Origin of the sequence: Spirillospora sp. NPDC048819 (genome assembly GCF_040650055.1) — a bacterium.
Lineage (GTDB): Bacteria > Actinomycetota > Actinomycetes > Streptosporangiales > Streptosporangiaceae > Spirillospora.
The window spans coordinates 385975-412097 of the sequence record NZ_JBEZGN010000001.1 but is presented as its reverse complement, the minus strand read 5'-3'; the positions used below and the strand labels follow the sequence as shown (position 1 = coordinate 412097).

The following is a 26123-nucleotide window of genomic DNA, read 5'->3' as shown; positions in this document are numbered from 1 at the left end:
ACCGTGCGTCTCCCCCCTTCAATGAACGGAGCAACATGCGAACGCGGGCAAAAGGCACATCCCGTGCCGCGGTGTTCGCCGCGGGCTTTGTCGCCCTCGGTGTCACCGCCCTCCCCTCCAACGCCTTCGCCGACGTCACGGACGGCGCCGGCGGGGTCCTGAGCGGAAACCAGGTCAACGCGCCGGTCTCCGCGCCGGTCGATGTGAGCGGCAACGGCGCCTCCCTGCTCGGCACCGCATACGCCACGTCCCACGGCGGTACCAAGATCCGTAAGCGCGACGGCGCCGGGCAGCAGACGTCCGGCGGGCACGGCGTCGCCTCCGGAAACCAGGTCAACGCCCCCGTCTCCCTGCCGGTGAACGTCTGCGGCAACGGCGCCGGCGTGCTCGGGCACGCGGACGCGGGCTGCGAGGGCGGCGCCAAGGTCAAGGGCGGCGGCAAGGGCGGCCAGGTCACCGACGGGACGGGCGGCGCCATCGCGGGCAACCAGGTGAACGCGCCGATCTCCGTCCCCGTCAACGTGTGCGGCAACGCGGTGGCGATCGCCGGCGCCGCGGTGGCGGGCTGCGAAGGCGGCGCCAGTGTCAAGAACGGCGGCCACACCGGGTCCGGACAGGAGACGTCCGGCGTGTTCGGTGTGGGCAGCGGCAACCAGGCGAACCTGCCGATCTCCATTCCCGTCGACGTCTGCGGGAACGCGGTCGGCGGCGCGGCGGCGGCCTGCGAGGGCGGCGCGTCCGTCCGCAACGGCGGCCACCGGACGGGCGGGCAGACGACCGGCGGCGACTTCGGCGTCCTCGCCGGCAACCAGGCCAACGCCCCGATCAGCATCCCGCTGAGCGCCTGCGGCAACGCCGCGGCGATCGTCGGGCAGGCGGGGGCGTTCTGCGAGGGCGGCGCCCACGTGCGCAGCAGCTCGGGCGGCGACCAGCACACGTCCGGGACGGGCGGGATCCTGTCCGGAAACCAGGTCAACGCGCCGATCTCCATCCCCGTCGAGGTCTGCGGCAACGCCGCGGCGATCGTGGGCGTGGCGGCGGCGAACTGCCAGGGGCAGACGCTGGTCAAGGGCTCGCACGGGTCCGGTGCGTGGACGTCCGGCGAGCACGGCGCCGGCAGCGGCAACCAGGCGAATGCGCCGGTCACGGCGCCCGCGGACGTGTGCGGCAACGCCGCCGCCGTGGTCGGCCTGGCGTCGGCTCTGTGCCAGGACGAGCCCGGCTACGGCGGCTACGACCCCTACTACCGGACGACCGGCGGCGTCCCCGGAGTCGGCGGCCTGAACGTGGCCGACGGCCTTTTCACGGTGACCGGCCTGCCGGAGGCGAAGGCGCTGCCCGGGGTGGGCGGCGGCCCGGCGGATGACGCGCGGTCGAAGGCGGTTGGACTGCCCGTGGACGGTGGCCTGTCCGAGCTGAACGGATCGCCCGTGACGAACGTCCTGACCCAGGTGGACGGAGCACACGCGACCGATGGCCTCCCCGGTGTCGGCGGCCTGGCGAAGACGACGGACCTGCCCGCGAAGTCGCTGCCCGAGGTGGGCGGCGTGCCCGGTAGCGACGCGCGGTCGAAGGACGGTCTGCCCGTCACCGGCGGCGTTTCCGGGCTGGGCGGTCTGCCCAAGGCCAACGGACTGCTCGGCTCCGTGCCGAACCCCGCGATTCTGCGTGGCGCGAGGACCGCAACGCCGCCGGTGGGTCAGCTCCCGGTCGGGTCGGTTCAGGGTGTCGATGGCCTGCCGACCCTGGCCGGCGGGGGCGCGCCCGGGGCGGTGTCGCTGCTCGGGACGCGGAACCTGCCCGCCGCCGGCACGCCGGGGCAGCGGACGATCCCCGGTGTGCCGGGCGGAACGGCGCTGCCCTCGACGCCGGTCGTGCCGTCCGCGCAGAACGCGGCGGCGGGACTTCCGGAGACCGGGGCGCTCTCGGCACCGGCGACGGGTGTGATCGGGCCGGTGCGGCCGGTCGCGGCGGAGGAGACGATCGGGCCGAAGCCGAAGGCCGGGACGACGTGGACGGTCGGCGCGGCCGCGATGCTGGCCTTCGCCGCCGGGCTGCTGGGGCTGTCCCGCGGGACCAGGTTCGGACGCCGCTGAGTATCCGCTGTGGATCCGCGCGGATCCGCTGAGGATCTGCCGAGGAGTTGAGGCCGCCGCGGCGTGCTGTGCAGCGGCGGTGAGCGAGACGCTTCGCCCGTCCCGGAAGGCGCGGTCCCCGGGACGGGCGAAGCCCTGTCGCCAGAGAAGCCCTGTCGCCGGACTTGTCACCAGGCCCTTCGCCGGACCTGTCACCTGCACCCGTCACCTGGCAATACACTCACGTTGCGTCATTTGGAACGTACGTAATGCTACGCTCCGGGCGGCGGGGCAGGCTCAGAACGTGCGGACGGCGCGGATGACCTTGCGGCGGAGCTGAATACGGCGGCGGCCGTCTGGGTAGAGGCGCAACCGATCGATCTCCCAGCCGCCGCGCTCCGCGTGCTCGGTCAGGATCTGCCGGGCGGTATCACGGGTGGTGCCGCGGGGCAGTGACAGGACGAGGTAGGTGTACTCCGCCATTGCGACCATTATTACTTGGTCTACCGGGGATGCGGCACCGTACGGTGGCGACCCGGTCCGCGCGGCGTCCGGCGGCATGTCATCCTGTCTGGGGCGCGCGGCGGTGAGAATCCCGTCCCCGGGGCGGAACGACGGTGGTGAGGCGGCGGAAGTGACCCGCGGGCATGAACGCGCCCTCATCTGACGTTGTAGCAAGCCGGTAAGAAAGAGCCCGTGTAAGGCAAGAGGACCAAGACAGCGAGGTTGGAGCGACTGTGCCAGCCAAGAACGGCACCGCGAACAGTGGCCGGGGCAACGGCGCCGGTACCCGCCTGGTGATCGTCGAGTCGCCCGCGAAGGCGAAGACGATCGCGGGGTACCTGGGTCGTGGGTACATCGTGGAGTCCAGTATCGGCCATATCCGGGACCTCCCGGGCAGCGCGGCGGAGGTGCCGGCGAAGTACAAGGGCGAGTCGTGGGCCAAGCTCGGCGTGAACGTCGAGCAGGAGTTCGAGCCGCTCTATGTGGTCAACGCCGACAAGCGGCAGCAGGTCCAGAAGCTCAAGAAGCTGCTCGCCGAGGCCGACGAGCTCTACCTCGCGACGGACGAGGACCGGGAGGGCGAGGCGATCGCCTGGCATCTCCAGGACGTCCTGAAGCCGAAGGTCCCCGTGCACCGGATGGTCTTCAACGAGATCACCAAGGATGCGATCCAGCGCGCCGCCGCGAACCCGCGCGAACTGAACATGCGGCTGGTGGACGCGCAGGAGACGCGCCGCATCCTGGACCGGCTCTACGGGTACGAGGTCAGCCCCGTCCTGTGGAAGAAGGTCATGCCGAAGCTGTCGGCGGGCCGGGTGCAGTCGGTGGCGACGCGGCTGGTCGTGGAGCGGGAGCGGGAGCGGATCGCGTTCGTCCCCGCCCACTACTGGGACATCGCGGCTCAGTTCGACACGGGCAAGGAGGAGGAGCCGAAGGCGTTCAAGGCCGGGCTCCTGTCCGTGGACGGCAAGCGGGTGGCGCAGGGCCGCGACTTCGCGTCGGACGGCACCCTGAAGTCGCGGGACGTGCTGCACCTGGACGAGGAGGCGGCGCGGGGGCTGGCCGATCGGCTGCGGGGACGGCCCTACGAGGTCAAGTCCGTCGAGCGCAAGCCCTATACGCGCAAGCCGTATCCCCCCTTTCGGACGACGACCCTCCAGCAGGAGGCGAGCCGGAAGCTGAGCTTCTCCGCGAAGTACACGATGTCGGTGGCGCAGAAGCTGTACGAGAACGGCTTCATCACCTACATGCGAACCGACTCGATCACGCTGTCGGAGACGGCGATCACGGCGGCGCGGCGGCAGGCGGCGGCGCTGTTCGGCGGCGAGTACGTCCCGGACAAGCCGCGCGTCTACGCGTCCAAGGTGAAGAACGCGCAGGAGGCGCACGAGGCGATCCGCCCGGCGGGCGAGACGTTCCGCACGCCGGCGGAGACGGGCCTGTCCGGTGACCAGTTCCGGATGTACGAGCTGATCTGGAAGCGGACGATCGCGTCCCAGATGAAGGACGCGGTCGGGCAGTCGGTGTCGATCCGCGTGACGGGCCTGTCGACCCGGGACGAGCGCGCCGAGTTCAACGCGACCGGTAAGACGATCACGTTCTACGGGTTCCTGAAGGCGTACGTGGAGTCCGCGGACGACCCGTCCACGGACCGCGACGACCAGGAGCGGCGGCTGCCGAACCTGACCGAGGGCGACCCGCTGACCGCGAACACCGTGGACGCGGAGGGCCACTCGACCCGCCCGCCGGCCCGCTACACCGAGGCCAGCCTGGTCAAGGAGCTGGAGGAGCGGGAGATCGGTCGCCCGTCGACCTACGCCGCGATCATCGGCACGATCCTGGGCCGCGAGTACGTGTTCAAGAAGGGCACGGCGCTGGTCCCGTCGTTCCTGGCGTTCGCCGTGGTGAACCTGCTGGAGCTGCATTTCGGCAACCTGGTCGACTACGACTTCACCGCCCACATGGAGGACGGTCTCGACGAGATCGCCCGCGGCGAGGCCGAGCGCGTCCGCTGGCTGACGCGCTTCTACTTCGGCGCCAACGGCGAGGAGGGGCTGAAGGAGCTGGTCAGCGACATCAGCGACATCGACGCCAAGGGCGTCAGCTCCTTCCCGATCAAGGGCTCCGACATCATGGTCCGGGTCGGCCGGTACGGGTCCTACCTGGATCGGGACGGCGAGCGGGTCAACATCCCCGACGACATCGCGCCGGACGAGCTGACCTCCGAGAAGGCCGAGGAGCTGTTCGCGCAGCCGTCCGGCGACCGGGAGCTCGGCACCGACCCGGAGACCGGCCGCACGATCGTCGCCAAGTCGGGACGGTTCGGCCCCTACGTCACCGAGATGATCCCGGAGGCGGCGCCGCCCGCCGAGGGGGAGAAGAAGCGGACGAAGAAGGCCGCGGCCGCCAAGCCGCGCACCAGTTCGCTCCTGAAGTCGATGTCGCTCGACACGATCACGCTGGACGACGCGCTGAAGCTGCTGTCGCTGCCCCGCACGCTCGGTGAGCTGGACGGGGAGCCGGTGACCGCGCAGAACGGGCGGTTCGGCCCGTACATCAAGAAGGGCACCGACAGCCGTTCGCTGGGTTCGGAGGAGGATCTCTTCACCGTGACCCTGGAGCAGGCGAAGGAGCTGTTCGCGCAGCCGAAGCAGCGTGGGCGCCGTGCCGCGGCGGCCGCGCCGCTGCGGGAGCTCGGCAAGGACCCATCGAGCGGGGAGCCGGTGGTGGTGAAGGAGGGCCGGTTCGGCCCGTACGTCACCGACGGCGAGACGAACGCGAGCCTGCGCAAGGGCGACGAGGTCGAGTCGATCACCATCCAGCGCGCGGCGGAGCTGCTCGCTGAGCGGCGGGAGAAGGTGGCCGCGGGTGGCGGGAAGAAGAAGACGGCGAAGAAGACCACAACGCGCCGCCGAACCTCCGCAAAGTCCGGCTCCTAGGGACATCCACGCCGATACCCTGACCGACATGACCAGAACGGGCGCACCCCGGCCGCACCCCGCAGCATCACCGCCGCCGGGCGTTTCGTCACATTCGTCGATCGGGCCGCTGCGGCGGCTCCGGTTCGCACTGTCGTTGTCCGGCCTCGGCCTGTGGCTCGCCGTCCCGGCGCTGACCGCGATGGCCGTGTCGCTGACCCGCGACGACGACGCCGCGACCCGCGCGCAGGCGGCCGGCGGCGTGCTCGCGCTGATGCTGCTGCCGGCGGTGCTGCTCGCACCGCTCGGCGGCATGCTCGCCGCCCGCGCCGACCGCCGCCTCATGCTGATCATCGCCGATGTGCTGCGGCTGGTGGTCGTGGTGACGGTGCCGCTCGTGAACATGCTGCCGTGGACGTTCGCCGCCGCGTTCCTCGTCGCCTGCCTGAGCCTGCTGTGGGCGCCGGCGGCGCGTGCGGCGCTGCCCGCGGTGGTGCCGGACGAGGATCTGCGCGCCGCCGCGCGCCGGTCCGCGACCCGTGTCCTGTTCGGCCCGGCGCCCGTCGCGGCGCTGCTGTTCGCCGTCCTCGCCCTGATCGCGGACGGGACGCTCGGCCGCGATTCCCGCGCCGACCTCGCCCTGTACGCGACCGCCGCCGTGTTCCTCGCCTCGGCCGCCGCCGTCGCGCTGATCCGCGAGATCCCGGCGACGTGGTCGATCCCGGTCCCCGCTCCGCTGAAGTCGATCTTCCAGGGTCCGGGGACGGCCGCCGCGCGCGGCCTCGGCGTCGCCGTCGCCGCGGCGTCCCTGACGGCGGGCGCGGTCGTCGCCGTCGCTCGGGTGCACACCGGCGGGCTGGGCGGCGGGGACGCCGGCTACGGCAGCGTCCTCGCCGGTCTCACGCTGGGGCTCGGCTTCGGGGCGTTCCTCGGGCCGCGCGCCCTCGTCCCGTTCAGCCGCCGCCGGCTCCTCGGCCTCGCGGTGATCGCCGCGGCGCTCGCGCTGATCGTCATCGCCCTCGTGCAGAACCTCGTCGTCGTCGTGTTCATGACGGGGTTCCTCGGGATGTTCGCCGGGGCCGCCTGGTCGAACGGCGTCGCCGCGGTCACCGACCCGGACGCGCCGGACGAGGTCCGCCCGTCCGCCTACCTGCGGTCGGTCGCCCTCGTCACCGCGGTGATCACGTTCGCCGGCGTTCCGCTGATCGCCGGAGCGGTCGGCTCGCACCGCCTCGAACTCGGCGGCGGCGTCTACGACATCGACGGATCGGGCGTCGCGCTGCTCATCGCGGCCGTCCTCGCCCTGCTGACGAGCCTCGTCGCGTACCGGCGGCTGGACGACCGGCGCGGCATCCCGCTGGTCCCCGACCTGCGGGCCGCCCTGCACGGCGAGATCTACACGCCGCCGGAGCAGGCCGTCGCGCTGCCGCAGCAGCCCGCCCGCCGCGAGCGCGGCGTGTTCATCGCGTTCGAGGGCGGCGAGGGCGCCGGGAAGACGACCCAGGCGCGGCTGGCGGCGATCTGGCTGCGCGACCACGGCTATGACGTCGTCACCACGCACGAGCCCGGCGCCACCAAGATCGGAATGCGGCTGCGCGCGATGCTGCTGGACCGCGACACCACCGGCCTGTCCGACCGCGCCGAGACCCTGCTGTACGCCGCCGACCGCGCCGACCACGTCGCCAACGTGATCAAGCCGGCGATGGAGCGCGGCGCGATCGTGGTCAGCGACAGGTACGTCGACTCGTCCCTCGCCTACCAGGGGTTCGGGCGGCAGCAGGCGGTCGAGGACATCGCCCGCGTCAACGCGTGGGCCACCGGCGGCCTCGTCCCCGACCTGACGGTCCTGCTGGAGGTGCCGCCGCAGACGGGCCTGAACCGGCTCTCGGCGCCCGCCGACCGCATCGAGTCGGAGTCGCAGGACTTCCACGAACGCGTCCGCGCCGGTTTCCACGCCCTCGCCGAGGCCGACCCGGACCGCTACCTGATCCTGGACGCGAGCCGCGCGCAGGGCGAGCTGAGCCGCGAGATCCAGTACCGCATCCGCGAGATCCTCCCCGACCCCGTGCCCGCCGGCACCGAGGACGCCACGAGCACCTTCCCGGCCATCAGGGACTACTGACCGTCGTGGCCGGGCCCCGGCGTCATGTCATTGCCGGCGGGGCCTTGCCCGGCGGCTGAGAGTGTCCCGCAGCGGTTGCGGGTCCGGTTAGCCTTCTCGCATGAGCGTGTGGGACGACCTGGTCGGGCAGGAGCCCGTCGTCGCCGAGCTGTCGTCGGCCGCCGACGGGACGGGTGGCGGCCTGGCGCACGCGTGGCTGTTCACGGGACCGCCCGGCGCGGGCCGGTCCGCGGCGGCGCGGGCGTTCGCGGCGGCGCTGCAGTGCGAGGAGACGCCGCGCGGCTGCGGGCACTGCGCATCCTGCCACCAGGTCCTCCAGGGGACGCACGCGGACGTGGAGGTCGTCCGCCCGGCGGGCCTGTCGTACGGGGTGAAGGAGACCCGCGCGCTGGTGCTGCGGGCGGCGTCGTCGCCGAGCATGGGCCGCTGGCAGGTCGTGCTGTTCGAGGACGCCGACCGGGCCACGGAGCAGGCGGCGAACGCCCTGCTGAAGGCGATCGAGGAGCCCCCGGCGCGGACGGTGTGGCTGCTGTGCACGCCGTCGCCGGACGACCTGCTGGTGACGATCAGGTCGCGGTGCCGGCTGGTGACGCTGCGGACCCCGCCGATCGACGCGGTCGTGGACGCCCTCGTCCTGCGGGACGGCGTGGACCGGGACACCGCCGAGGTGGTGGCGCGGGCGGCGCAGGGGCACATCAGCAGGGCGCGGCGGCTGGCGACCGACGGGGAGGCGCGGCGCCGCCGGGCGGAGGTGATGGCGGTCCCGCGCCGGCTGACGTCGGTGGGCCCGGCGGTGATGGCGGCGGACGCGCTGGTCAAGGCGGCCGAGGCGGAGGCGAAGACGCAGGCGGAGGAGCTGAACGAGGCGGAGACGTCCACGTTGCGGCAGGCTCTCGGTGAGAGCGCCAAGGGTCGGATGCCGCGGGGGACGGCGGGGGCGCTCAAGGATCTGGAGGACCGGCAGAAGTCCCGCGCGACGCGGGTCAAACGCGATGCCCTGGACCGGACGCTGCTCGATCTGGCGTCCTACTACCGGGACGTGCTGACGCTCCAGCTCGGGGCGGCCAGCGACCTCGTGAACACCGAACTGGGTCCCGAGCTGCGGACGGCGGCGGGGAACGGACGTCCCGAGGACACGCTCAGACGGCTGGACGCGATCATGGCGTGCCGGGAGCGGCTGGACGCGAACGTCAACCCGCTGCTGGCCGTGGAGGCGCTCACCCTCGCCTTGCGAACCGGGTGATAAAGGGCCTTACAAGAGCTCTCCCCATTCGTTACATTCTCGTACACGACTCTCAACAAGAACGCGAGTAACGTCGCCTGGCTGATCAACAACCGACCGGGCTATCCCCCCAACGGCCAGGAGGTCTGCTTTGCGGCGAGCCTTGATTTCCGCCGCGTGCGCCGTCACCACAGTGACGGCCCTCGCGTTCCCAGCATCAGCGGCCCCGAATCCGGCGCAAGCGAAGGGTGAGGTGTCGGAGTACGTCGTCCTTTACAAGGAGGGCGTCTCACCGGGCAGAGCTCACCACGCGGTGAGAGAGGCCGGAGGCAAGATCGTCCACGAGAACCGTGACGTGGGCGTCGCGACCGTCCGTTCGGACAATCCGGAGTTCATTCGCGCCGCGATGCGCGAAAGGGCCCTGGAGGGCGTCGCGCACAACCGGATCATCGGCACGGCGCCGAAGAAGCCGAAGAAGAAGGCCGCGATGGTCGAGGAGACCGTCGGGACCAAGGCCAAGGTGTCCCTCACCGGGAAGCCGTCCAAGGACACCGAGCCGCTCGCCGACCTGCAGTGGGACATGAAGCAGATCCACGCGACGGCGGACGGCTCCTACGAGAAGGAGCCCGGCGACAAGCGCGTGCTCGTCGGCATCCTCGACACGGGCGTGGACGGCGACCACCCCGACATCAAGGCGAACTTCAACCGCCGCCTCAGCCGCAACTTCACCCACGACATCCCGACGGACGCCAACGGCAACGAGGTCGACGGGCCGTGCGAGTTCACGTCGTGCGTCGACCCCAACGACTGGGACGACAACGACCACGGCACGCACGTCGCGTCCACGATCGCGTCGCCGCGCAACGGGATCGGCATGGCGGGCGTCGCCCCGAACGTGTCGATCGTCAACCTGCGCGTCGGACAGGACTCCGGCTACTTCTTCCTGCAGCCGACCGTCGACGGCCTGACGTACGCGGCCAAGCACGGCATCGACGTCGTCAACATGAGCTACTACGTGGACCCGTGGCTCTGGAACTGCGGCAACAACCCGGCCGACAGTCCCGAGGCGCAACTGGAGCAGCGCACCATCATCAAGGCGACGCAGCGTGCGCTGGACTTCGCGCACGAGCGGGGCGTCACGCTGATCTCCGCCGCCGGCAACGACTTCGTCGACTACACCAAGACGAACACCGACTCCAGCAGCCCCGACTTCCCGTCCATGCCGGGTGAGGAGCCGTACGAGCGGACGATCCCGGCGAGCTGCGTGTCGATGCCGTCCGAGGGCGACCACGTCATCCCGGTGTCGTCGACGGGCCCGAGCGGCCGCAAGTCGTACTACAGCAGCTTCGGCGACGGCTACGTCGCGGTGGCCGCGCCCGGCGGCGACAAGGTCGACACGCCCGACCAGCGTCCGGACGACCGCGCCGGCATCTGGGCCGCCTACCCCGAGCGGCTCGCGAAGGCCCGCGGCGAGCTGAACGCCGACGGGACGCCGAAGGTGCCGTACCTCATCCGCAGCTGCAAGGGTGACGACTGCGCCTACTACCAGTCGATCCAGGGCACCTCGATGGCGTCGCCGCACGCCGTCGGCGTCGCCGCGCTCATCGTCAGCAAGTATGGGCACAGGGACCGGCGCCACGGCGGCCTCACACTCAGCCCGCGCTCGGTCGAGCACGTGCTGCGCGGCACCGCCACCGCCAAGGAATGCCCGAGCCCCCGGACCGTCGAGTACGTCTGGTACCGCAATGTCGACGGCGAGTGGGTGAAGCAGACCTCGACGCAGACCTGTGAAGGGTCGAAGAGCCGGAACGGGTTCTTCGGCAACGGCATCGTGGACGCGTTGAACGCCGTCCAGCGCTGACCCACCCCAAGCGCGGCCCCCGACCGGCAACGGTCGGGGGCCGTGTCTTCGTGAAGGGCCGTCCGGCCGCGGGCGAGAGAGGTGGCGGGCGTGCGAGGTGGCAGGTCGGCCGTCGAGGTTGCGCGGGTCGGCCATCATGGAGGCATGTCGTACCGAGTCACGTTCGTCTGCACCGGCAACATCTGCCGCTCACCGATGGCCGAATGGGTTCTGCGTCACCACGTCGAGGAGGAGGGCCTGGACGTCGAGGTGGACAGTTCGGGCACCGGAAACTGGCATGTGGGCGATGACGCCGACTCCCGGACCGTGGAGACGCTGCGGCGGGCCGGCTACCGGTCCGCGCACATCGCCCGGCAGTTCGAGGAGGGCTGGTTCGGCCGCTACGACCTGATCCTCGCGCTGGACGACGGGCACCTGCAGGCGCTGCGGTCGATGGCGCCGGACGAGGAGACCGCCGCCAAGGTCAGGCTGCTGCGCGAGTTCGACCCTGACGCGGGCCCCGACCTGGACGTCCCCGACCCCTACTACGGCGGCCTCGACGGCTTCGACCTCGTCCTGGAGCAGGTTGAGGCGGCCATGCCGGGCCTTCTGGAGGAGATCCGCACCGCGCTCAAGGTCGGCTGAGCGTGGTGCGGGACAGGCTTGAGCGGCTGCTCGGAACACGGGTCGACGACCTGAGCGGCCTCGGCTCCAGCCACGCGTGGACGCTGCACCGGGCGTCCCTGGCCGACGGCCGCGAGGTGTTCGTGAAGGCGGCGTCCACATCACCGCGGGGAGCCGGCCTCCCGGCGGCCGCCGCTGAGGCGGGCGTGTTCGCGGCTGAGGCGGCGGGGCTGCGCTGGCTGGGCGAGGCAGGCCCTGGAACGCCGGTCCCCGACGTGGTCGCGGCCGGCGACCACATGCTCGTCCTGCCGTGGCTGCCGTCCGCGCCGCCCGCCCCGTCCGCCGCCGAGCGCCTCGGACGCGAGCTGGCCGCCCTGCACACCGGCGCCCGCCCGCCGTCCTACGGGGCGTCCTGGGACGGCTTCATCGCCGACCTCCCGCTCGACAACACGCCGGACGACCGGGACTGGCCCCGCTGGTACGCCGAGCGCCGCCTCGAACCGTTCCTGCGCCTCGCCGCCCGCCACCTGTCGTCCGGCGACGTCCGGCTGATCGAGCGGGTGACGGCGGACGTCGAGGTGCTCGCCGGCCCGCCGGAGCCGCCGAGCCGCATCCACGGCGACCTGTGGTCGGGCAACGTCCTGTGGACCGGCGGCCGGGCGATGCTGATCGACCCGGCGGCGCACGGCGGCCACCGGGAGACCGACCTGGCGATGATGGCGCTGTTCGGGACCCCGCTCCTCGAACGGGTCCTCGCCGCGTACGACGAGGCCGCGCCGCTGGCGGACGGGTGGCGTGCGCGGGTTCCGCTGCACCAGCTGCATCCCCTTCTCGTGCATGTGGCGCTCTTCGGCGGCTCGTATCGTGCTTCCCTGGTGGAGGCCGCTCGGGCGGCGCTCGGCTGACGCCGCCCCCCGGCCTGGGCGTGCGGCTCGGCCGCGACGGGGCAACTCCGCGTTCACGGCTGTTCGTGCGATGTGGATGAGGTAGAAACGACTGGTCAGGCAACGAGCCATGAAAGGGCAGGTGTAGGGCGACCCCATGGACGACAGGCGTGAGGAGCGACCCCGCGGGACACGTCTCGGCTCCTGGAGAGGCCTCGTCCCGCTCGGCGCCGCCGCGGCCGCCGCGCTGTTCATCGGCGGGGGCGTGGACGTCGTGCAGCGCCATCAGCGCGCCGACGAGAAGCCGCGCGAGGCCAAGGCCGCCGCGGAGGCGAAGAGGACCGAGCCCCGGTTCGTCGTCGGCGTCACCACGTCCGGCACCGCGCTCGTCGTCCGCGACATCGACACCGGCGCCGACGTCGGGCTTCCCGTCGCCGCGCCGCAGGGCCGCCGCTTCCAGCGCGTCGCGGCGGCCAAGGACGGCTCCTACGTCGTTGCGTCATACGCCGACCGCAAGGTGACGTTCCAGCGCCTCCTCCTCGACGAGGACGGACGTCCCAAGGATCTCCAGGACTTGCCGAAGGCCACCGTCCCCGGCGTGTCCACGCCGTGGTCGGAACTCGCCGTGAGCCCGGACGGCGGCCAGGTCGCCTTCGTCACCTACAAGGGCGCCCGCAGCCGCGTGGACGTCGTCTCAGTCGCCACCGGCACCCACAAGGTGTGGACGACGAAGTCGTCCGGCCGGGTCGGCAGCCTGTCGTGGTCCGGTGCCACGCTCTCGTTCGTGTGGAGCCCCGTCCGCTCGGTGGACGGCGACTTCAAGGAGACCGGCCACCAGGTCCGGACGCTCGACACCGGCGGCGCCGCAGGCGACCTGAAGCTGAGCAAGCCCGTCCTGACCCTTCCCAAGGGCAGCACCACGGCGATCCTGACCGGCAGGACGATCGTCGCCGGCATCGTGAAGGATTCCCAGCTGTCCCTCCAGGCGTACACCCTGGCGGGGCAGCCGACCAAGGTTCTGTGGCGGCAGGAGGTGAAGGGCGAACTGACCGGCCTCGACGCCGCCCACACGGGCGGGCGGCTCCTGGCGACCGCCGGTGATCTCTACACGCGGGGCGCCCCCGCCGTCCCCGGAGAGGACCTCGCCGACGCCGCCTGGTGAGCCCGGCCGCCCGGACGGCCTAGAGTGGATCGCACGAAACCGGGCGAACGGAGCGAAACCGTGGGCATGGTGATGGCAGTCAGCTTCACCCGGTACGGCCGGCTCTACTACCTCGACCCAGGTCCGCACACCCCGCAGGTCGGCGACAAGGTCCTCGTCCCCACCGACTCCGGCCCCGAGGTCGCCGAGTGCGTGTGGGCGCCCCAGTGGGTGTCGGACGACATCGGCGGCCTGCCCGAGTGCGCCGGCCCCGCCACCGACGAGCATCTGGCCCGCGACGAGGCCAACCGCCGCCGCCGCGCCGAGGGCCGCACGATCGCCAAGCGCCTCATCCGCAAGCACGAACTCCCGATGAAGGTCATCGGCGTCGACTACCTCGACGCCGACAACGTCTTCAAGATCTACTTCAGCGCGCCGCACCGGGTCGACTTCCGCGCCCTCGTCCGCGACCTGGCACGCGGCATCAAGGCACGCGTCGAACTGCGCCAGGTCGGCCCCCGCGACGAGGCCCGCCTCCAGGGCGGCATCGGCCCGTGCGGCCGCGACCTGTGCTGCGCCACGTTCCTCAAGGACTTCGAGCCCGTCTCCGTCCGCATGGCGAAGGAACAGGACCTCCCCGTCAACCCCCTCCGCATAGCCGGCGCCTGCGGCCGCCTGATGTGCTGCCTCAAGTACGAGCACCCGCTCTACGTCAAGGCGCACGAGCGGATGCCGGCGCTGGGTTCCCGCGTGGACACCCCGAACGGCCCCGGCCAGGTCGTGGGACGCAACGTCCCCTCGGACAAGGTCACCGTCCGCCTCAACGGCGGCGGCCGCTGCTCCTGCCCGTCCGCCTCGGTCTGCTCGCCGCGCCGCCAGCACGACGCCCTGTACAACCCCGGCCCGGACGACGGCGACGACGCGGGATGACCGGCGCACCGCTCACGCACCGCTCGCGCGGCGAAGCTAGCGGGGCAGGAGACCGCGGGTGATGAACCCGTACATCTGCTCGAACACCTCGGGCGGGACCTCGCGCGGCTCCGGCCCGTCCCACAGGATCCAGCGCATGCCGATCAGCTCGCCGACCCCCATCAGCGCCCAGGCGAGCACCTCCGGATCGGCCTCGGCCACGTCGCCGTCGTCCATGGCCTCGCGCAGCCCCGCGATGTAGCCTTCGGCGATCTTGGCGTAGTGCTGGTGCAGCGCGGCGGGGGAGACGAACTCGGCCTGCCGGATGATCCGGTACAGGGCCGGATGTTCGGCGGTGAACCGGAAGAACGCCGCGAAGCCGAGCCGCTCGCTCTCCGCCCGGGTGGTGCCCTGCGCGGACGCCTCGTGCATCGCGCGCCGGACCCGGCGGTTCAGATCGCCGACGAGCTCGTCGAAGATCTCCTGCTTGCTCTCGAAGTAGATGTAGAAGGTGCCCTGCGAGACCTGGGCGGCCTCGGTGAGCTTGACGATCGAGGCGTCGTAGTAGCCCAGCTCGGCGAAGACCCGCTCGGCGGCGTCGAGCAACTTGCGGCGGGTGCGCTCGCCCCGGCTGGACAGCGGTGTGCCCCGGGCGCTTGTGGGTGTCTCGACGGCGCTCATGACGTCAAGATAACAGGTGAATCACCTCTCATTCCACTCTTGACGGGCTGACCCGCGGCTGCGTACCTTCCAGGTGACTCAGGTCTCATGTTCGCCTCGGAAAGGCAGGTCGATGCTGGTCAGAACGGAGTCGGCCGCCGGCGTGGCGACCATCACCCTGGATCGCCCGCGGCGGCACAACAGCCTCGTCCCGCAGCTGCTGACCGATCTCCTCACGGCGGTCGAGGGCCTTCCGGACGAGACGCGCGCGGTGGTGCTGGCGGCCGAGGGCCGCTCGTTCTCCACCGGCGGCGACGTCCGCGCCTTCGCCGAACACGCCGGGTTGCCCGTGGAAGCCCCCGGGTCGCCTCGCTCCGTCGAGTCGCCTGTGGAGGGGCGACCCCCCACACCCCCCGGGTCGCTTCGCTCCGGTGAGGCGGGCGACAAGGCCCTCGCCGAGTACGCCGACGAGATCGTCGGCCTCCTCAACCGGGCCGTCCTCGCGCTGCTGCGCCTGGAGGTCCCCACGGTCGCGGCCGTGCACGGCCCCGTGACCGGCGGCTCCCTCGGCCTGGTCCTGGCCACCGACATCGTCCTGGTCGGCCCCGAGGCGACCTTCGCCCCCTGGTACACCGTGGTGGGCTTCGGTCCGGACGGCGGCTGGACCGCACTGCTGCCCGAACGCATCGGACGCTCCCGCGCCGCCGCCGTCCAGCTCCTCAACGAGACGATCGACGCCCGCACCGCCGTCGCCTGGGGGCTCGCCCACGGCCTCCACGACGACGTCCGCCGGGCCGCCCGCGACACCGCCGCCGAGCTGACCGGGCGCCGCGCCGTCGCCGTCACCAAGCGCCTCCTCACCCCCGACCTCGACGCAGTGGCGGCACGCCTGGACGCCGAACGCCGCGCCTTCGTCCGCCAGGTCACCACCCCCGAATCCCGCGAAGGCATGATCGCCTTCCTCAACGGAGGCCCGGCATGAGACGACGATGGTCCGCGCTCCTCGCGGCGCCGGTTCTGACCGCGGCCCTGCTGGCCGCCCCCGCGGAGGCGGAGACCGTGATCACCTTCGCCGACGAGGACCGCGGCGCCGAGCTGACCGGCGAGGTCCCGCACCAGCGGTACCAGTTCAACACCCCGACCACGGTCACCACCGACCGCGACTCCGTCACCGGCGACCCGGCCGACGCCCGCGTCTACGTCGCGGACATGGGCAACCACATCATCCGGGTGCACGACATGGACGGCCGCGCCATCGGCGCGCTCGACGACGGCGACACCGCGCTGGCTCCGGACAGCCCGGCCGCGTCCGTCCCGGAGATCGCCGCGCCGATCGGCCTGTACTTCCTGTCCAAGGGCGAGGCCGCCGACGACCGCCTGGCCGGCCTGTACGTCAACGACGCGGGCCTGCACCGGCTCCACTTCTTCCGCACCGACCCGGCCGATCCCGGCGCGTTCCAGTACGTCACGTCCTTCGGCCAGGAGGGCACCGGCGGCGGCGACGACCTCAAGCTGCCCCGCAACATGGCCGTGACACCCGGCGGACTCCTCTACGTCTCCGACGAGTTCAACCACCGGGTGAAGGGCTTCCGGATCGACCCGGTCACCTGGGGCCTGACACCGGTCGCCACGGTCGGCTCCAAGGGCGGCCCGATCCTGCCCGGTCAGGACAAGGACTACGGCACCGACTCCACCCACTACGACGACTACGCCGGTCAGCCGCTCAAGCGCGACGGGTTCCGCATCCCGCAAGGAATGACGTACTGGCGGTCACCCGACGGCTCACGCACCTACCTGTACGTCTGCGACCAGGGCAACAACCGCATCAAGGTGTTCGAGGTCGCCGCGGACGGCGGCCTCGCCCTGGTCGACATCCTCGGCCGTTTCACCGTCGACGGCGGTGCGGAGCATCTCAAGCGGCCCAGGGGCGTCCGCACCGACCGTGCGGGCAACCTGTACGTCGCCGACACCTACGCCGGGCGCATCGTCCGCTTCCCCAATCTCGGCACCAACACCGCGTCGTACCGGACGAGCCTGAGCAGCGATGCCGCGGCCTCCTGGGCGTACGGCAGGCTCGGCATCCACCAGGTCGAGATCCGGCTGCCCGCCACCAAGCTGACCGAGGATCAGGCGTTCCAGCTCCCGAACGACGTCGTCCCGGTCGAGAAGCCCGACGGCACCCGCGTCACCGAGGACATCTGGGCCTGGGGCACCTTCTACGCGGACGCCCGCGTCCTCCTCGTCAGCGACGCCGGCAACCACCGCATCAAGAAATGCTGGGAGCACCCGACCCGCCAGGAGATTTTGCGCTGCTCGGTGTCGGCCGGTGTCGGAGGCACGGCCGACCACGAGTTCTGGGGCCATCCCCGCACCCTCGCCGGCCAGCTGCACGCCGCGGGCGCGCTCGACGTCCTGCCCGGCAGCACGGACACCCTGCTGGTCAGCGACACCCCCAACACCGTCGTCTACAAGTACGGCCTGGACGGCACCTATCAGGGAGAGTTCGCGGACGTCTCGTACGGCGTCACCGGTCTCAGCGTCTTCGGCGGCCAGGTCGCCGTCCTGGTCGCCGCCGACGCCGCGCTGCCATGGCCGTACACCGGTGACAGCTCGCTGCGCGTCTACGACTCGTCCGGCAACCAGCAGCACGTCTTCAACCTCTCCTACCGGACGTCCGGCGCCTCCGACATCAGCTTCACCGGAGGCAACTACCCGCAGGCCGTGGACGTCGACGGCTCCGCCGTCTACATCACCGCGTCCGGCGGCTACCTCTACCGCTTCAACCTGAGCGGAAGTCTCCTCAGCCTCGACTGGGTGAAGGGCGGCCCGGACCCGGCCAAGGGCACCGACGACGCTCCCGGCCCGAACTTCTACGGCGAGGGCGCCGACGGCACGTTCGACCAGATCCAGGACGTCACCGCGGGCGGCGGCCGCGTCTACGCGGTGGACCGCCGCAATCAGCGCGTCCAGGTCTTCAACGCCTCCTCCGGCGCCTACATCGGCAAGATCGGCCAGGGCGGCGGCACCTACGACCACCCCGACGCCATCACCGCCGACGAGCTGTTCCTGCCGGTCGGCGTCAGCCTGGACGCCGGCGGCCTGCTGATCGGCGACGGCTTCAACATGGTCGCCCGCTCCTACGCCGACCCCACCACCGTGAACCCCGACGCGAACGGCCAGATCAAGCCGGCGTTCCTCGACCACTGGGTGGACCCGCACCTGGGCACCCGTCCCGGCGGGCTGTTCGCCACCCAGCACGTGGTCAGGTCCGGCTCGTCCGTGTTCGTCGACTCGCTCATCTCCAACCGCATCACCCGAATCCAGTGAGGACCCGGAAACGACCATGAGAGTGCCTGACCTGATAGCGGCCCGCGCCGGGCTCGCCCCGGACGCGATCGCCCTGGTCGACACGCTGAGCGCCCGCGAGTTCTCCTACGGCGAGGCGGCGGGCCGGGTGTCCCGGACGGCCTGGCGGCTGCGCGCCGACCTCGGCGTGCGCGCCGGGGACCGCGTCGCGGTGCTGTCGGGCAACCGCGTCGAGATCATCGAGCTGCTGTTGGCCTGCGGCCGGATCGGTGCGCTGCTCGTCCCGCTGAACTGGCGGCTCCCGGTCCCCGAACTGGCCCAGATCATCGCCGACTGCTCGCCGTCCCTGCTGGTCGCCGACGATGCGCACGCGCCCGCCGCGCGGGAGCTCGACTCCAAGGCCGTCGCGATCGACACCTTCGCGGACGCGCCCGGCGAGGTCGGGCCCGAGGGCTTCCGCGACGAGACCGACCCCTGGTACCTGCTCTACACGTCCGGTACCACCGGCCGGCCCAAGGGCGTCATCCAGACCTTCGGAATGGCGGTCGTCAACCACCTCAACATCGGCACCGCGATCGGCCTCACCAGTGCCGACACGACGCTCAACGCGCTGCCGTTCTTCCACACCGGCGGTATCAACCTCCACACCCTGCCCACCCTGCTGGCCGGCGGCACCGCGATGATCCAGCACGAGTTCGACGCCGGGGAGGTGCTGCACACGCTCTCCACCCGGGTGACGGCGTTCTTCGGCGTCCCCACCATGTACCAGCTCCTCCACCAGCACGAGGACTTCGGGCGCACCGACCTGTCCGGGGTCCGCTCGTGGGCCTGCGGCGGCGCCCCGATGCCGGTGCCGCTGCTCACCGCCCTCGCCGAACGCGGCATCACCGTCCGGCAGGGCATGGGCATGACCGAGACCGGCCCGACCGTGTTCCTTGTGGACGAGCGCAACGCGCTCAGCAAGGCGGGGACGGTCGGCCGCCCGCAGCCGTTCGTCGAGGTCTCCCTCGACGGCGGGGACGGTGGAGACGGCGCGGACGAGGGCGAACTGCTGATCCGCGGTCCCGGCGTCACCCCCGGCTACTGGAACCAGCCGGAGCTGACCCGCCGGTCCTTCACCGAGGACGGCTGGCTGCGGTCGGGCGACATCGCCCGCCGCGACGCCGACGGCGACTTCACGATCGTCGACCGGGTCAAGGACATGTACATCTCCGGCGGCGAGAACGTCTACCCGGCCGAGGTCGAGACGGTCCTGTACGAGCACCCGGCCGTCGCCGAAGTCGCCGTCGTGGGCGTCCCCGACGAACGCTGGGGCGAGGTCGGCAAGGCCGTCATCGTCGTCTCGGGCGGCGGCACGGCAGCGGGCGGCGGCAAGGCCACGGACGGCGACACGGCTCCGGACGCCGACGAGATCCGCGCCTACTGCCGTGAGCACCTGGCCGGATACAAGGTCCCCAAGCACGTCGAGTTCGTCGCCGAACTTCCGCGCAACGCCACCGGGAAGATCGTCAAGAGCCGCCTGCGCCCGGTGACCTGGCGCGAGGAGTTCACCGTCACCCAGGAGGACTTCACCCGCTTCGCCGAGCTGAGCGGCGACGACAACCCGATCCACGTGGATCCGGTCTACGCCGCGACGACCGCGTTCGGCGGCACGGTCGCGCACGGCATGTACCTGTACTCCCTGATCCGCACCGCGATCCGGCGCCACCACCCGGACGCCGCGTTCGCCACCACCTCGCTCGTCTTCCCCGCACCCACCCGGGCCGGTGAGCGGGTCACCGTCGCCGCCACCGCGCTGGACCGGGCGATCACCATCGCCGTGACCAGGACCGACGGCACCACCGTCTGCGAGTTCCAAGGAGAGCTGACGTGACGACCTGGTGGGACACCGCCACCGGCCGCCGGGCCGAGATCAGCCGCGTCTTCACCGAGGCCGACCTGGCCGGATACACCGAACTGACCGGCGGCGCACCCGAGACCGGCACCGTCCCCGAACCGCTGATCGCGGGCCTGTTCTCCACGCTGCTCGGCACCGACCTGCCGGGCAACGGAACCATGTACCTCAAGCAGGATCTGCGTTTCGCGTCCCCGGCGAGGCCCGGCGAGCAGATCCGCGCCACCGTGACGATCAGCGCCGTCCGCCCTGAGAAGGCGCTGGTCAACCTGCGCACCGTCGCCACCGCCGGCGGCCGTGTCCTGTGCGAAGGCGAGGCGCTCGTGATGGCCCGCCAATTCCCCCTGAAATGAATCTCGGCACGAAGGAGCCCACCCCATGAGAAGGCGTGGAATAGCGCTTGCCGCCGTGGCGGCGATGACGTTGACCGGAACCCTGGCCGGCTGCGCGAGCGGCACCTCCGGCACCTCCGCCGAGTCCGGCGGCGCGGTCAAGGTCGGGGTGGTGACCTCCACCAGCGGGCTGGTCGCCGCCTACGGCAAGCAGTTCACCGAAGGGTTCAAGGCCGGGCTGAACTACGCGACGAAGGGCACCGGCGAGGCCGGCGGCACCAAGATCGAGGTCACCTACCACGACGACGCGAGCGACCCGTCCAAGGCCACCGCCACCGCCACCGACCTGATCGGCAAGGGCTACAAGATCATCACCGGGTCGGTGTCGTCCGGTGTCGCGACCCAGCTCGCCCCGCTCGCCGACCAGAACAAGATCCTCTTCATCAGCGGCGCCGCGGCCGCCGACACCATCACCGGCGTCAACGACCACACCTTCCGGTCCGGCCGGCAGACCTGGCAGGACGTGAAGGCCGCCGAGTCCTTCCTCGGCACGGTCAAGGGCAAGACGGTCATGGTCTTCGCCCAGGACTACGCGTTCGGCAAGGCCAACGTCGCCGCCGTCGAGGCCGTCCTCGGCAAGGCCGGCGGCGCGACCGTCAAGCCGGTCCTGGTGCCGCTGAAGACCACCGACTTCACCCCGTTCGCCCGCCAGGTCATCGACGCCAAGCCGGACCTGCTGTTCGTCGCCTGGGCCGGTGACACCGCCGCCAACATGTGGCGCACCCTCGCGCAGCAGAAGGTCTTCGACTCCACCAAGGTCGTCACCGGGCTGGCCGACCGCGCCACGTTCGACACCTTCGGCCCCGCCGCCGGGAAGATCAACTTCCTGGCGCACTACTTCGCCGAAGCCACCGACAACGAGCCCGCCAAGGCGATGGCGAAGGAACTCGGCACCAAGCCCGACATCTTCCACACCGACGGCTTCACCGCCGCGCAGATGGTCGTCCGCGCGGTCGAGCAGGGCGACGACACGGCGAAGATGATCAAGGGGCTGGAGGGCTGGTCGTTCACCGGCCCCAAGGGCGGGATGACCGTCCGTCCCGAAGACCACGCGCTGCTCCAGCCGATGTTCCTCGCCGGGCTGGAGGGCACCACGCCCACGCTGAACGGCGTCCTGCCGCCGGAGAAGGTCGCCCCGCCCGTCTCGGGGGCCAAGTGAGCGTTCTGCGGACTCATGGACTGGGCGTCGCGATCGGCGGCGTCCAGATCCTGCGGGACGTCTCGCTGGAGGTCAGGCCGAAGGAGATCATGGCCGTCCTGGGGCCGAACGGCGCCGGCAAGACGACCCTGTTCAACCTCCTCACCGGCCTGCGCAAACCCACCGCGGGACGGGTCGAGCTGGACGGCCGGGACGTCACGGGCGTCCCGGTCTTCCGGCGGGCCCGGCTCGGCCTGGCCCGCAGCTTCCAGATCACGAGCCTGTTCCCCACCCTGACCGTGCTGGAGAACGTGCGGCTCGCGGCCCAGGCGCACCGCGGCGGCAGCCTCGCCCTGTGGCGCCGGGTCACCGCCGCCGACGCCGCGGTGGACGAGGCGCGCGAGGCGCTGGAACTGGTCGGCATCGCCGACCGGGCCGGCGACCTGGCCGCGTCCCTCTCCCACGGCGGCAAGCGCAAACTGGAGGTCGCGCTGGCCATCGTCGGCAAGCCGCTGGTGCTGCTGCTTGACGAGCCGACCGCCGGGATGAGCGCCGAGGACGTCCCCGAGCTGACCGCCGTCATCGGGTCGGTCCGCGACACCCTCGGCACCACGATCGTGCTGGTCGAGCACCGGATGGACGTCGTCGTCGGGCTCGCCGACCGGATGGCCGTGATGCACCACGGCACCCTGCTGGCCTGCGACGAGCCCGGCGCCGTGATGGCCGACCCCCTCGTCCAGTCCGCCTACCTGGGGGAGGAACTGTGATGCTCCAGGTGAAGGACCTCGACGTCCACCTGGGCGAGTCGCACGTGCTGCAGGGCGTCTCGTTCGGCGTGCGCGAAGGCGGCGTCACCGCGCTGCTCGGCCGCAACGGCGTCGGCAAGACCACCACGATGCGCGGGCTGCTCGGCCTCGTCCCGCGCCGGGGCTCGGTGTTCCTGGAAGGCAGGGAGACCGTCGCGCTGCCGACCCACGAGGTCGTCCAGCGCGGCGTCGGCTACGTCCCCGAGGACCGCGAGGTCTTCGCCGGCCTCACCGTCGCCGAGAACCTCCGCCTCGCCGAACGGCCGGGCACCCCGCACCACTACGACCTGGTGTACGAGCTCTTCCCGCGGCTGCGCGAACGTCTCGCCCAGCGCGCCGGGACGATGTCGGGCGGCGAGCAGCAGATGCTCGCGCTGGCCCGCGCGCTGCTCAACGACAACCGGCTGCTGCTGATCGACGAGCCCAGCCAGGGGCTGGCCCCGCACCTGGTCACCGAGCTGGCCGAGGCCCTCACCAAGGCCGCCGAGCTGGTCACGATCCTGCTCGTCGAGCAGAACCTCGCGCTGGTGCGGCGGCTCGCCCGCGACGCCGTGGTGCTCGACCAGGGCCGGGTCGTGTGGTCCGGCGAGGCGGCCGAACTGCTGGGCGACCCCGACCGGACGCGCGCCTACCTGGGTGTGGGGGTGGCCCACTGATGTCCACGTTCGTGCTGCTCACCATCACCGGCCTCGGCCTGGCCGCGCTGTACTTCCTGGTCGCCTCCGGCCTGTCGCTGATCTTCGGCCTGATGGACGTGCTGAACTTCGCGCACGGCGCGTTCCTCACCCTCGGCGGCTACGCGGCCTGGGTCGTCGTGGACGCCACCGGGAGCTTCACCCTCGGGGTCCTGGTGTCGATGGCGTTCTGCGCGCTGCTCGCCGCCGTCATGGAGATCACCCTGCTGCGGCGGCTGTACGGCTCGCACGTCCCGCAGGTCCTGCTCACCGTCGGCATCCTGCTGGCCGTCACCGCCCTCGTCCGCTCCGCCTTCGGCTCCGACGCCCGCAAACTGACGACACCGCACTGGATGAACCAGGTCACCGAGGTGTTCGGCGCGCCCGTCCCCAACAACCGGTTCCTCATCATCGCCGTCGCGCTCGGCGTCTACGCGGGCATGTCGGCGTTCCTCGCCCGCACCCGCTACGGCCTGGTGATCCGGGCCGGGGTGGAGAACCGCGCGATGGTGACCGCGCTCGGCATCGACGTCCGCCGCTCGTTCACGCTCGTGTTCGCCTTCGGCGGGGCCCTCGCCGCGCTCGCGGGCGCGTTCACCGGCGCGATCAACAACGTGGTCTCGCCGGGCCAGGGCACCGAGCTGCTGATCTTCGCGTTCATCGTCGTGATCATCGGCGGGCTCGGCTCGTTCCGCGGCTGCGCGCTGGCCGCCGTCCTGGTGGGCCTGCTCCAGCAGTACGCCAACTTCTACGGCCTCGTCGGCGCCGGCGACCTGATCGTGGTGCTGCTGCTGGCCGGTGTGCTCCTCGTCCGCCCGCAGGGCCTGCTTGGGAGGGCCACCGCATGAACGACACCAGTAGGAACGGCACGAGTACGAACGGCACGGGCACGAACGGCACGGGCACGAAGATCGATGAACTCATGACCAGGGTCCGTCCGCAGGCGATGTCCGGGCCCGGGCCCGCCCGCGGCCGGCGCCCCCTGCTCATCGTCGCCGTGATCGTACTGGCGGCCTCCCTGCCGAGGCTCAGGATCGAGATCCCGTTCCTGTTCGACGGCGGCTTCAACTCGCCCGGCGTGCTGCACCTGCTCTCGCTGATGTTCGTGATGGCCACCGTCGCGATCACCTACGACCTGCTGTTCGGCTACACCGGGCTGCTGTCCTTCGGCCACGGCCTGTACGTCGCGCTCGGCATGTACACCACCGCGATCGTGCTGGCCGAGACCGAACTGGGCCTCGCCGGCGTCCTCGCCTGGACGGTCGTCGCGGGCGTGGTCCTGCCGCTCGTCCTGTCGGCGATCTGCCTGCGCGTCGGCGGGATCGCGTTCGCCATGGCCACACTCGCGTTCGCGCAGGCCGGCGCCATCTTCGTGGTGCGCGACCCGATGGACGTCACCGGCGGCGAACTGGGCCTGGCCCTCGCCTACGACCACCTCCCCGACTCGCTCGTCGGAGTCGTCAACGCCCCCAACCGCTACTGGATGGCCCTCGGCCTGCTCGTCGTGACCGCCGCCGCCCTCCGCTGGGCGCTCGCGTCCCGTCCCGGGAAGGTCTGGCAGGCGATCCGCGACAACGAGAACCGGGTGGCGGTCCTGGGCCTGCGCCCCTACACCTACAAGCTGATGGCGTGCGTGCTGGCCTCGTTCTTCGCCACCCTCGCCGGGATGGCCTACGCGCTGATCTCCGGCGGCGCCCACGCGGAGGTCACCGACGCCACCTTCACCCTCGGCCTGCTGGTCATGGTGGTGCTGGGCGGCACAGGACGGCCGTACGGCGCCCTCATCGGCGGCCTCGTCTACACCTACCTCGACCACCGGCTCGGCGAGCTGTCCACCGGACTCGGCGGGCCGCTGAGCGAACCGATGTTCGTCCTCGGCACCATCTTCGTGGTGCTGGTCCTGTTCCTCCCCGGCGGCCTGGCGTCCCTCACCGTCCCGGCCCGCCTGACCCGTAAGAAGGGCGCAGCGTGACGATCGGCATCGCGGGCACCGCGAGCTACCTGCCCGAACGCTGGATGTCCGCGGCCGAGATCGCCGCCGCGAGCGCCATCCCGGAGGCGGTGATCATCGACCGGTTCGGGTTGCGCGGCAAGCACATCGCGGCGCCGGACGAACATGTCAGCGACATGGCCGCCACGGTCGGCGCCCGCGTCCTGGAGGAGACCGGCACCGACCCCGCCGACATCGACGCGGTCGTCTACTTCGGCTCCACCTGGAAGGACCATCCCGTCTGGCACGCCGCACCCCGCATCGCCCACCTCCTCGGGACGAACCGCGCGTTCGCCCTGGAACTGGACTATGTCTCCTGCGGTACCCCGGTGGCCCTGCGCGTGTGCCGCGCCCTCATGCTCGCCGAACCGCGCCTCACGAAGGTGCTGGCGGTGGCCGCGTCCCGCGAATCGTCCCTGCTCGACTACGCCAACAAACGCTCCCGCTTCGCGTTCGGCTTCGGCGACGGCGCCGCCGCCGTCCTGCTCACCCGGGACGGCGGCGTCGCCGACATCCTGGAAACCGAGATGATCACCGACGGCTCGTTCGCCGGCCAGGTCCGCGTCCCCGCAGGCGGCAGCGCCGAACCCGCCAGCCACGCGACGATCCGCGCCGGCCGCCACATGCTCGACGTCGCCGACCCCGCCGCCATGAAAGAAGGCCTGGACAGGGTCTCCCTCCCCAACTTCCTCCAGGTCGCCGAAGGCGCCCTCAAACGCTCCGGCTACGCCCTGCACGACATCGCCCAGCTCTGCGTCCTGCACATGAAACGCTCGATGCACGAGGGCCTGCTCTCGGTCCTGGGCGTCCCGCTGGACCACGCCCCCTACCTGGACGACACCGGCCACATGAGCGGCGTCGACTCGCTCCTCTCCCTGGACCGTGCATCCCGCGCGGGCCGCCTCAAGCCCGGCGACATCGCCCTCCTCCTGGCCGCCGGCACCGGCTACACCTGGGCCGCCACCACCGTCCGCTGGACGGGCTGACCCCCGGAGGCGGTCCGCTCGCGTCCGCATAATTCGGT

21 protein-coding genes are annotated in these 26123 nt (G+C 71.6%); 19 read left to right on the top strand and 2 right to left on the bottom strand.

Annotated features, from left to right (window positions below):
• Window positions 1–35: 35 nt before the first annotated feature.
• On the top strand, window positions 36–2096 hold the full coding sequence (locus AB0C35_RS02000) for a chaplin (protein ID WP_358449438.1): 2061 nt from the start codon (window positions 36–38) through the stop codon (window positions 2094–2096).
• A gap of 276 nt (window positions 2097–2372) precedes the next feature.
• On the opposite strand, the gene AB0C35_RS01995 is transcribed toward AB0C35_RS02000, so the two are convergent.
• The gene (locus AB0C35_RS01995; protein ID WP_021596264.1) at window positions 2373–2558 is read right to left on the bottom strand and encodes a DUF5703 family protein; all 186 of its coding nucleotides are present in this window, start codon (window positions 2556–2558) and stop codon (window positions 2373–2375) included.
• 254 nt (window positions 2559–2812) lie between these two features.
• Here AB0C35_RS01995 and topA point away from each other — a divergent pair, with 254 nt between their 5' ends.
• The 8 genes from topA (at window position 2813) to ricT (ending at window position 14260) form a co-directional block, all read left to right on the top strand.
• Window positions 2813–5518, top strand: coding sequence for a type I DNA topoisomerase (gene topA, locus AB0C35_RS01990; protein WP_358449435.1), 2706 nt, complete (start codon window positions 2813–2815; stop codon window positions 5516–5518).
• A 28-nt stretch (window positions 5519–5546) separates the two neighbouring features.
• Window positions 5547–7619 (top strand): dTMP kinase, encoded by a 2073-nt coding sequence (gene tmk / locus AB0C35_RS01985; RefSeq protein WP_358449433.1) that lies wholly within the window; start codon window positions 5547–5549, stop codon window positions 7617–7619.
• A gap of 100 nt (window positions 7620–7719) precedes the next feature.
• Window positions 7720–8862 carry a DNA polymerase III subunit delta' gene (locus AB0C35_RS01980; protein ID WP_358449431.1) on the top strand — a complete coding sequence of 381 codons (1143 nt, stop codon included), beginning with the start codon at window positions 7720–7722 and terminating at the stop codon, window positions 8860–8862.
• A gap of 232 nt (window positions 8863–9094) precedes the next feature.
• Window positions 9095–10702, top strand: coding sequence for a S8 family serine peptidase (locus AB0C35_RS01975; RefSeq protein ID WP_358449429.1), 1608 nt, complete (start codon window positions 9095–9097; stop codon window positions 10700–10702).
• Window positions 10703–10846: 144 nt separating this feature from the next.
• Window positions 10847–11326 (top strand): low molecular weight protein-tyrosine-phosphatase, encoded by a 480-nt coding sequence (locus AB0C35_RS01970; RefSeq protein WP_358449427.1) that lies wholly within the window; start codon window positions 10847–10849, stop codon window positions 11324–11326.
• 2 nt (window positions 11327–11328) lie between these two features.
• Window positions 11329–12210, top strand: coding sequence for a fructosamine kinase family protein (locus AB0C35_RS01965; RefSeq protein WP_358449425.1), 882 nt, complete (start codon window positions 11329–11331; stop codon window positions 12208–12210).
• Between the two features lie 136 nt (window positions 12211–12346).
• Entirely contained in the window at window positions 12347–13351 is a 1005-nt protein-coding gene (locus AB0C35_RS01960) for a hypothetical protein (protein WP_358449423.1), read from the top strand.
• 66 nt (window positions 13352–13417) lie between these two features.
• The gene (gene ricT / locus AB0C35_RS01955) at window positions 13418–14260 is read left to right on the top strand and encodes a regulatory iron-sulfur-containing complex subunit RicT (RefSeq protein WP_358449421.1); all 843 of its coding nucleotides are present in this window, start codon (window positions 13418–13420) and stop codon (window positions 14258–14260) included.
• Between the two features lie 36 nt (window positions 14261–14296).
• On the opposite strand, the gene AB0C35_RS01950 is transcribed toward ricT, so the two are convergent.
• Window positions 14297–14920, bottom strand: a complete 624-nt coding sequence (locus AB0C35_RS01950) for a TetR/AcrR family transcriptional regulator (protein ID WP_358449419.1) — start codon at window positions 14918–14920, stop codon at window positions 14297–14299.
• A gap of 112 nt (window positions 14921–15032) precedes the next feature.
• Between AB0C35_RS01950 and AB0C35_RS01945 the strand changes: the two genes are divergently transcribed.
• The 10 genes from AB0C35_RS01945 to AB0C35_RS01900 are packed head-to-tail and all read left to right on the top strand — an operon-like array spanning window position 15033 to window position 26085.
• Window positions 15033–15881 carry an enoyl-CoA hydratase/isomerase family protein gene (locus AB0C35_RS01945; protein WP_358449417.1) on the top strand — a complete coding sequence of 283 codons (849 nt, stop codon included), beginning with the start codon at window positions 15033–15035 and terminating at the stop codon, window positions 15879–15881.
• Window positions 15878–18226: an NHL repeat-containing protein gene (locus tag AB0C35_RS01940; protein WP_358449415.1), complete on the top strand. Its 2349-nt coding sequence runs from the start codon at window positions 15878–15880 to the stop codon at window positions 18224–18226. Before AB0C35_RS01945 ends, AB0C35_RS01940 begins: the two co-directional genes overlap by 4 nt.
• A gap of 16 nt (window positions 18227–18242) precedes the next feature.
• Window positions 18243–20078: an AMP-binding protein gene (locus AB0C35_RS01935; RefSeq protein ID WP_358449413.1), complete on the top strand. Its 1836-nt coding sequence runs from the start codon at window positions 18243–18245 to the stop codon at window positions 20076–20078.
• Window positions 20075–20452 (top strand): hypothetical protein, encoded by a 378-nt coding sequence (locus AB0C35_RS01930; RefSeq protein ID WP_358449411.1) that lies wholly within the window; start codon window positions 20075–20077, stop codon window positions 20450–20452. Before AB0C35_RS01935 ends, AB0C35_RS01930 begins: the two co-directional genes overlap by 4 nt.
• A 25-nt stretch (window positions 20453–20477) precedes the next feature.
• Window positions 20478–21650 (top strand): substrate-binding domain-containing protein, encoded by a 1173-nt coding sequence (locus tag AB0C35_RS01925; RefSeq protein WP_358449409.1) that lies wholly within the window; start codon window positions 20478–20480, stop codon window positions 21648–21650.
• Window positions 21647–22396, top strand: coding sequence for an ABC transporter ATP-binding protein (locus AB0C35_RS01920; protein WP_358449407.1), 750 nt, complete (start codon window positions 21647–21649; stop codon window positions 22394–22396). Before AB0C35_RS01925 ends, AB0C35_RS01920 begins: the two co-directional genes overlap by 4 nt.
• The gene (locus AB0C35_RS01915) at window positions 22396–23091 is read left to right on the top strand and encodes an ABC transporter ATP-binding protein (RefSeq protein ID WP_358449405.1); all 696 of its coding nucleotides are present in this window, start codon (window positions 22396–22398) and stop codon (window positions 23089–23091) included. The genes AB0C35_RS01920 and AB0C35_RS01915 overlap by 1 nt, the downstream gene beginning before the upstream one ends.
• Window positions 23091–23957 carry a branched-chain amino acid ABC transporter permease gene (locus AB0C35_RS01910; RefSeq protein ID WP_358449403.1) on the top strand — a complete coding sequence of 289 codons (867 nt, stop codon included), beginning with the start codon at window positions 23091–23093 and terminating at the stop codon, window positions 23955–23957. Before AB0C35_RS01915 ends, AB0C35_RS01910 begins: the two co-directional genes overlap by 1 nt.
• Window positions 23954–25081 carry a branched-chain amino acid ABC transporter permease gene (locus AB0C35_RS01905; protein ID WP_358449401.1) on the top strand — a complete coding sequence of 376 codons (1128 nt, stop codon included), beginning with the start codon at window positions 23954–23956 and terminating at the stop codon, window positions 25079–25081. Before AB0C35_RS01910 ends, AB0C35_RS01905 begins: the two co-directional genes overlap by 4 nt.
• Window positions 25078–26085, top strand: a complete 1008-nt coding sequence (locus AB0C35_RS01900) for a 3-oxoacyl-ACP synthase (protein ID WP_358449399.1) — start codon at window positions 25078–25080, stop codon at window positions 26083–26085. The genes AB0C35_RS01905 and AB0C35_RS01900 overlap by 4 nt, the downstream gene beginning before the upstream one ends.
• The last annotated feature ends 38 nt before the right edge of the window (window positions 26086–26123 follow it).

Coding starts and splice junctions, on each gene's coding strand:
- AB0C35_RS02000 (WP_358449438.1), top strand. CDS start 36: ATGCGAACGCGGGCAAAAGGCACATCCCGTGCCGCGGTGTTCGCCGCG.
- AB0C35_RS01995 (WP_021596264.1), bottom strand. CDS start 2,558: ATGGCGGAGTACACCTACCTCGTCCTGTCACTGCCCCGCGGCACCACC.
- tmk (WP_358449433.1), top strand. CDS start 5,547: ATGACCAGAACGGGCGCACCCCGGCCGCACCCCGCAGCATCACCGCCG.
- AB0C35_RS01980 (WP_358449431.1), top strand. CDS start 7,720: ATGAGCGTGTGGGACGACCTGGTCGGGCAGGAGCCCGTCGTCGCCGAG.
- AB0C35_RS01970 (WP_358449427.1), top strand. CDS start 10,847: ATGTCGTACCGAGTCACGTTCGTCTGCACCGGCAACATCTGCCGCTCA.
- AB0C35_RS01960 (WP_358449423.1), top strand. CDS start 12,347: ATGGACGACAGGCGTGAGGAGCGACCCCGCGGGACACGTCTCGGCTCC.
- ricT (WP_358449421.1), top strand. CDS start 13,418: ATGGTGATGGCAGTCAGCTTCACCCGGTACGGCCGGCTCTACTACCTC.
- AB0C35_RS01950 (WP_358449419.1), bottom strand. CDS start 14,920: ATGAGCGCCGTCGAGACACCCACAAGCGCCCGGGGCACACCGCTGTCC.
- AB0C35_RS01945 (WP_358449417.1), top strand. CDS start 15,033: ATGCTGGTCAGAACGGAGTCGGCCGCCGGCGTGGCGACCATCACCCTG.
- AB0C35_RS01940 (WP_358449415.1), top strand. CDS start 15,878: ATGAGACGACGATGGTCCGCGCTCCTCGCGGCGCCGGTTCTGACCGCG.
- AB0C35_RS01935 (WP_358449413.1), top strand. CDS start 18,243: ATGAGAGTGCCTGACCTGATAGCGGCCCGCGCCGGGCTCGCCCCGGAC.
- AB0C35_RS01925 (WP_358449409.1), top strand. CDS start 20,478: ATGAGAAGGCGTGGAATAGCGCTTGCCGCCGTGGCGGCGATGACGTTG.
- AB0C35_RS01915 (WP_358449405.1), top strand. CDS start 22,396: ATGCTCCAGGTGAAGGACCTCGACGTCCACCTGGGCGAGTCGCACGTG.
- AB0C35_RS01910 (WP_358449403.1), top strand. CDS start 23,091: ATGTCCACGTTCGTGCTGCTCACCATCACCGGCCTCGGCCTGGCCGCG.
- AB0C35_RS01905 (WP_358449401.1), top strand. CDS start 23,954: ATGAACGACACCAGTAGGAACGGCACGAGTACGAACGGCACGGGCACG.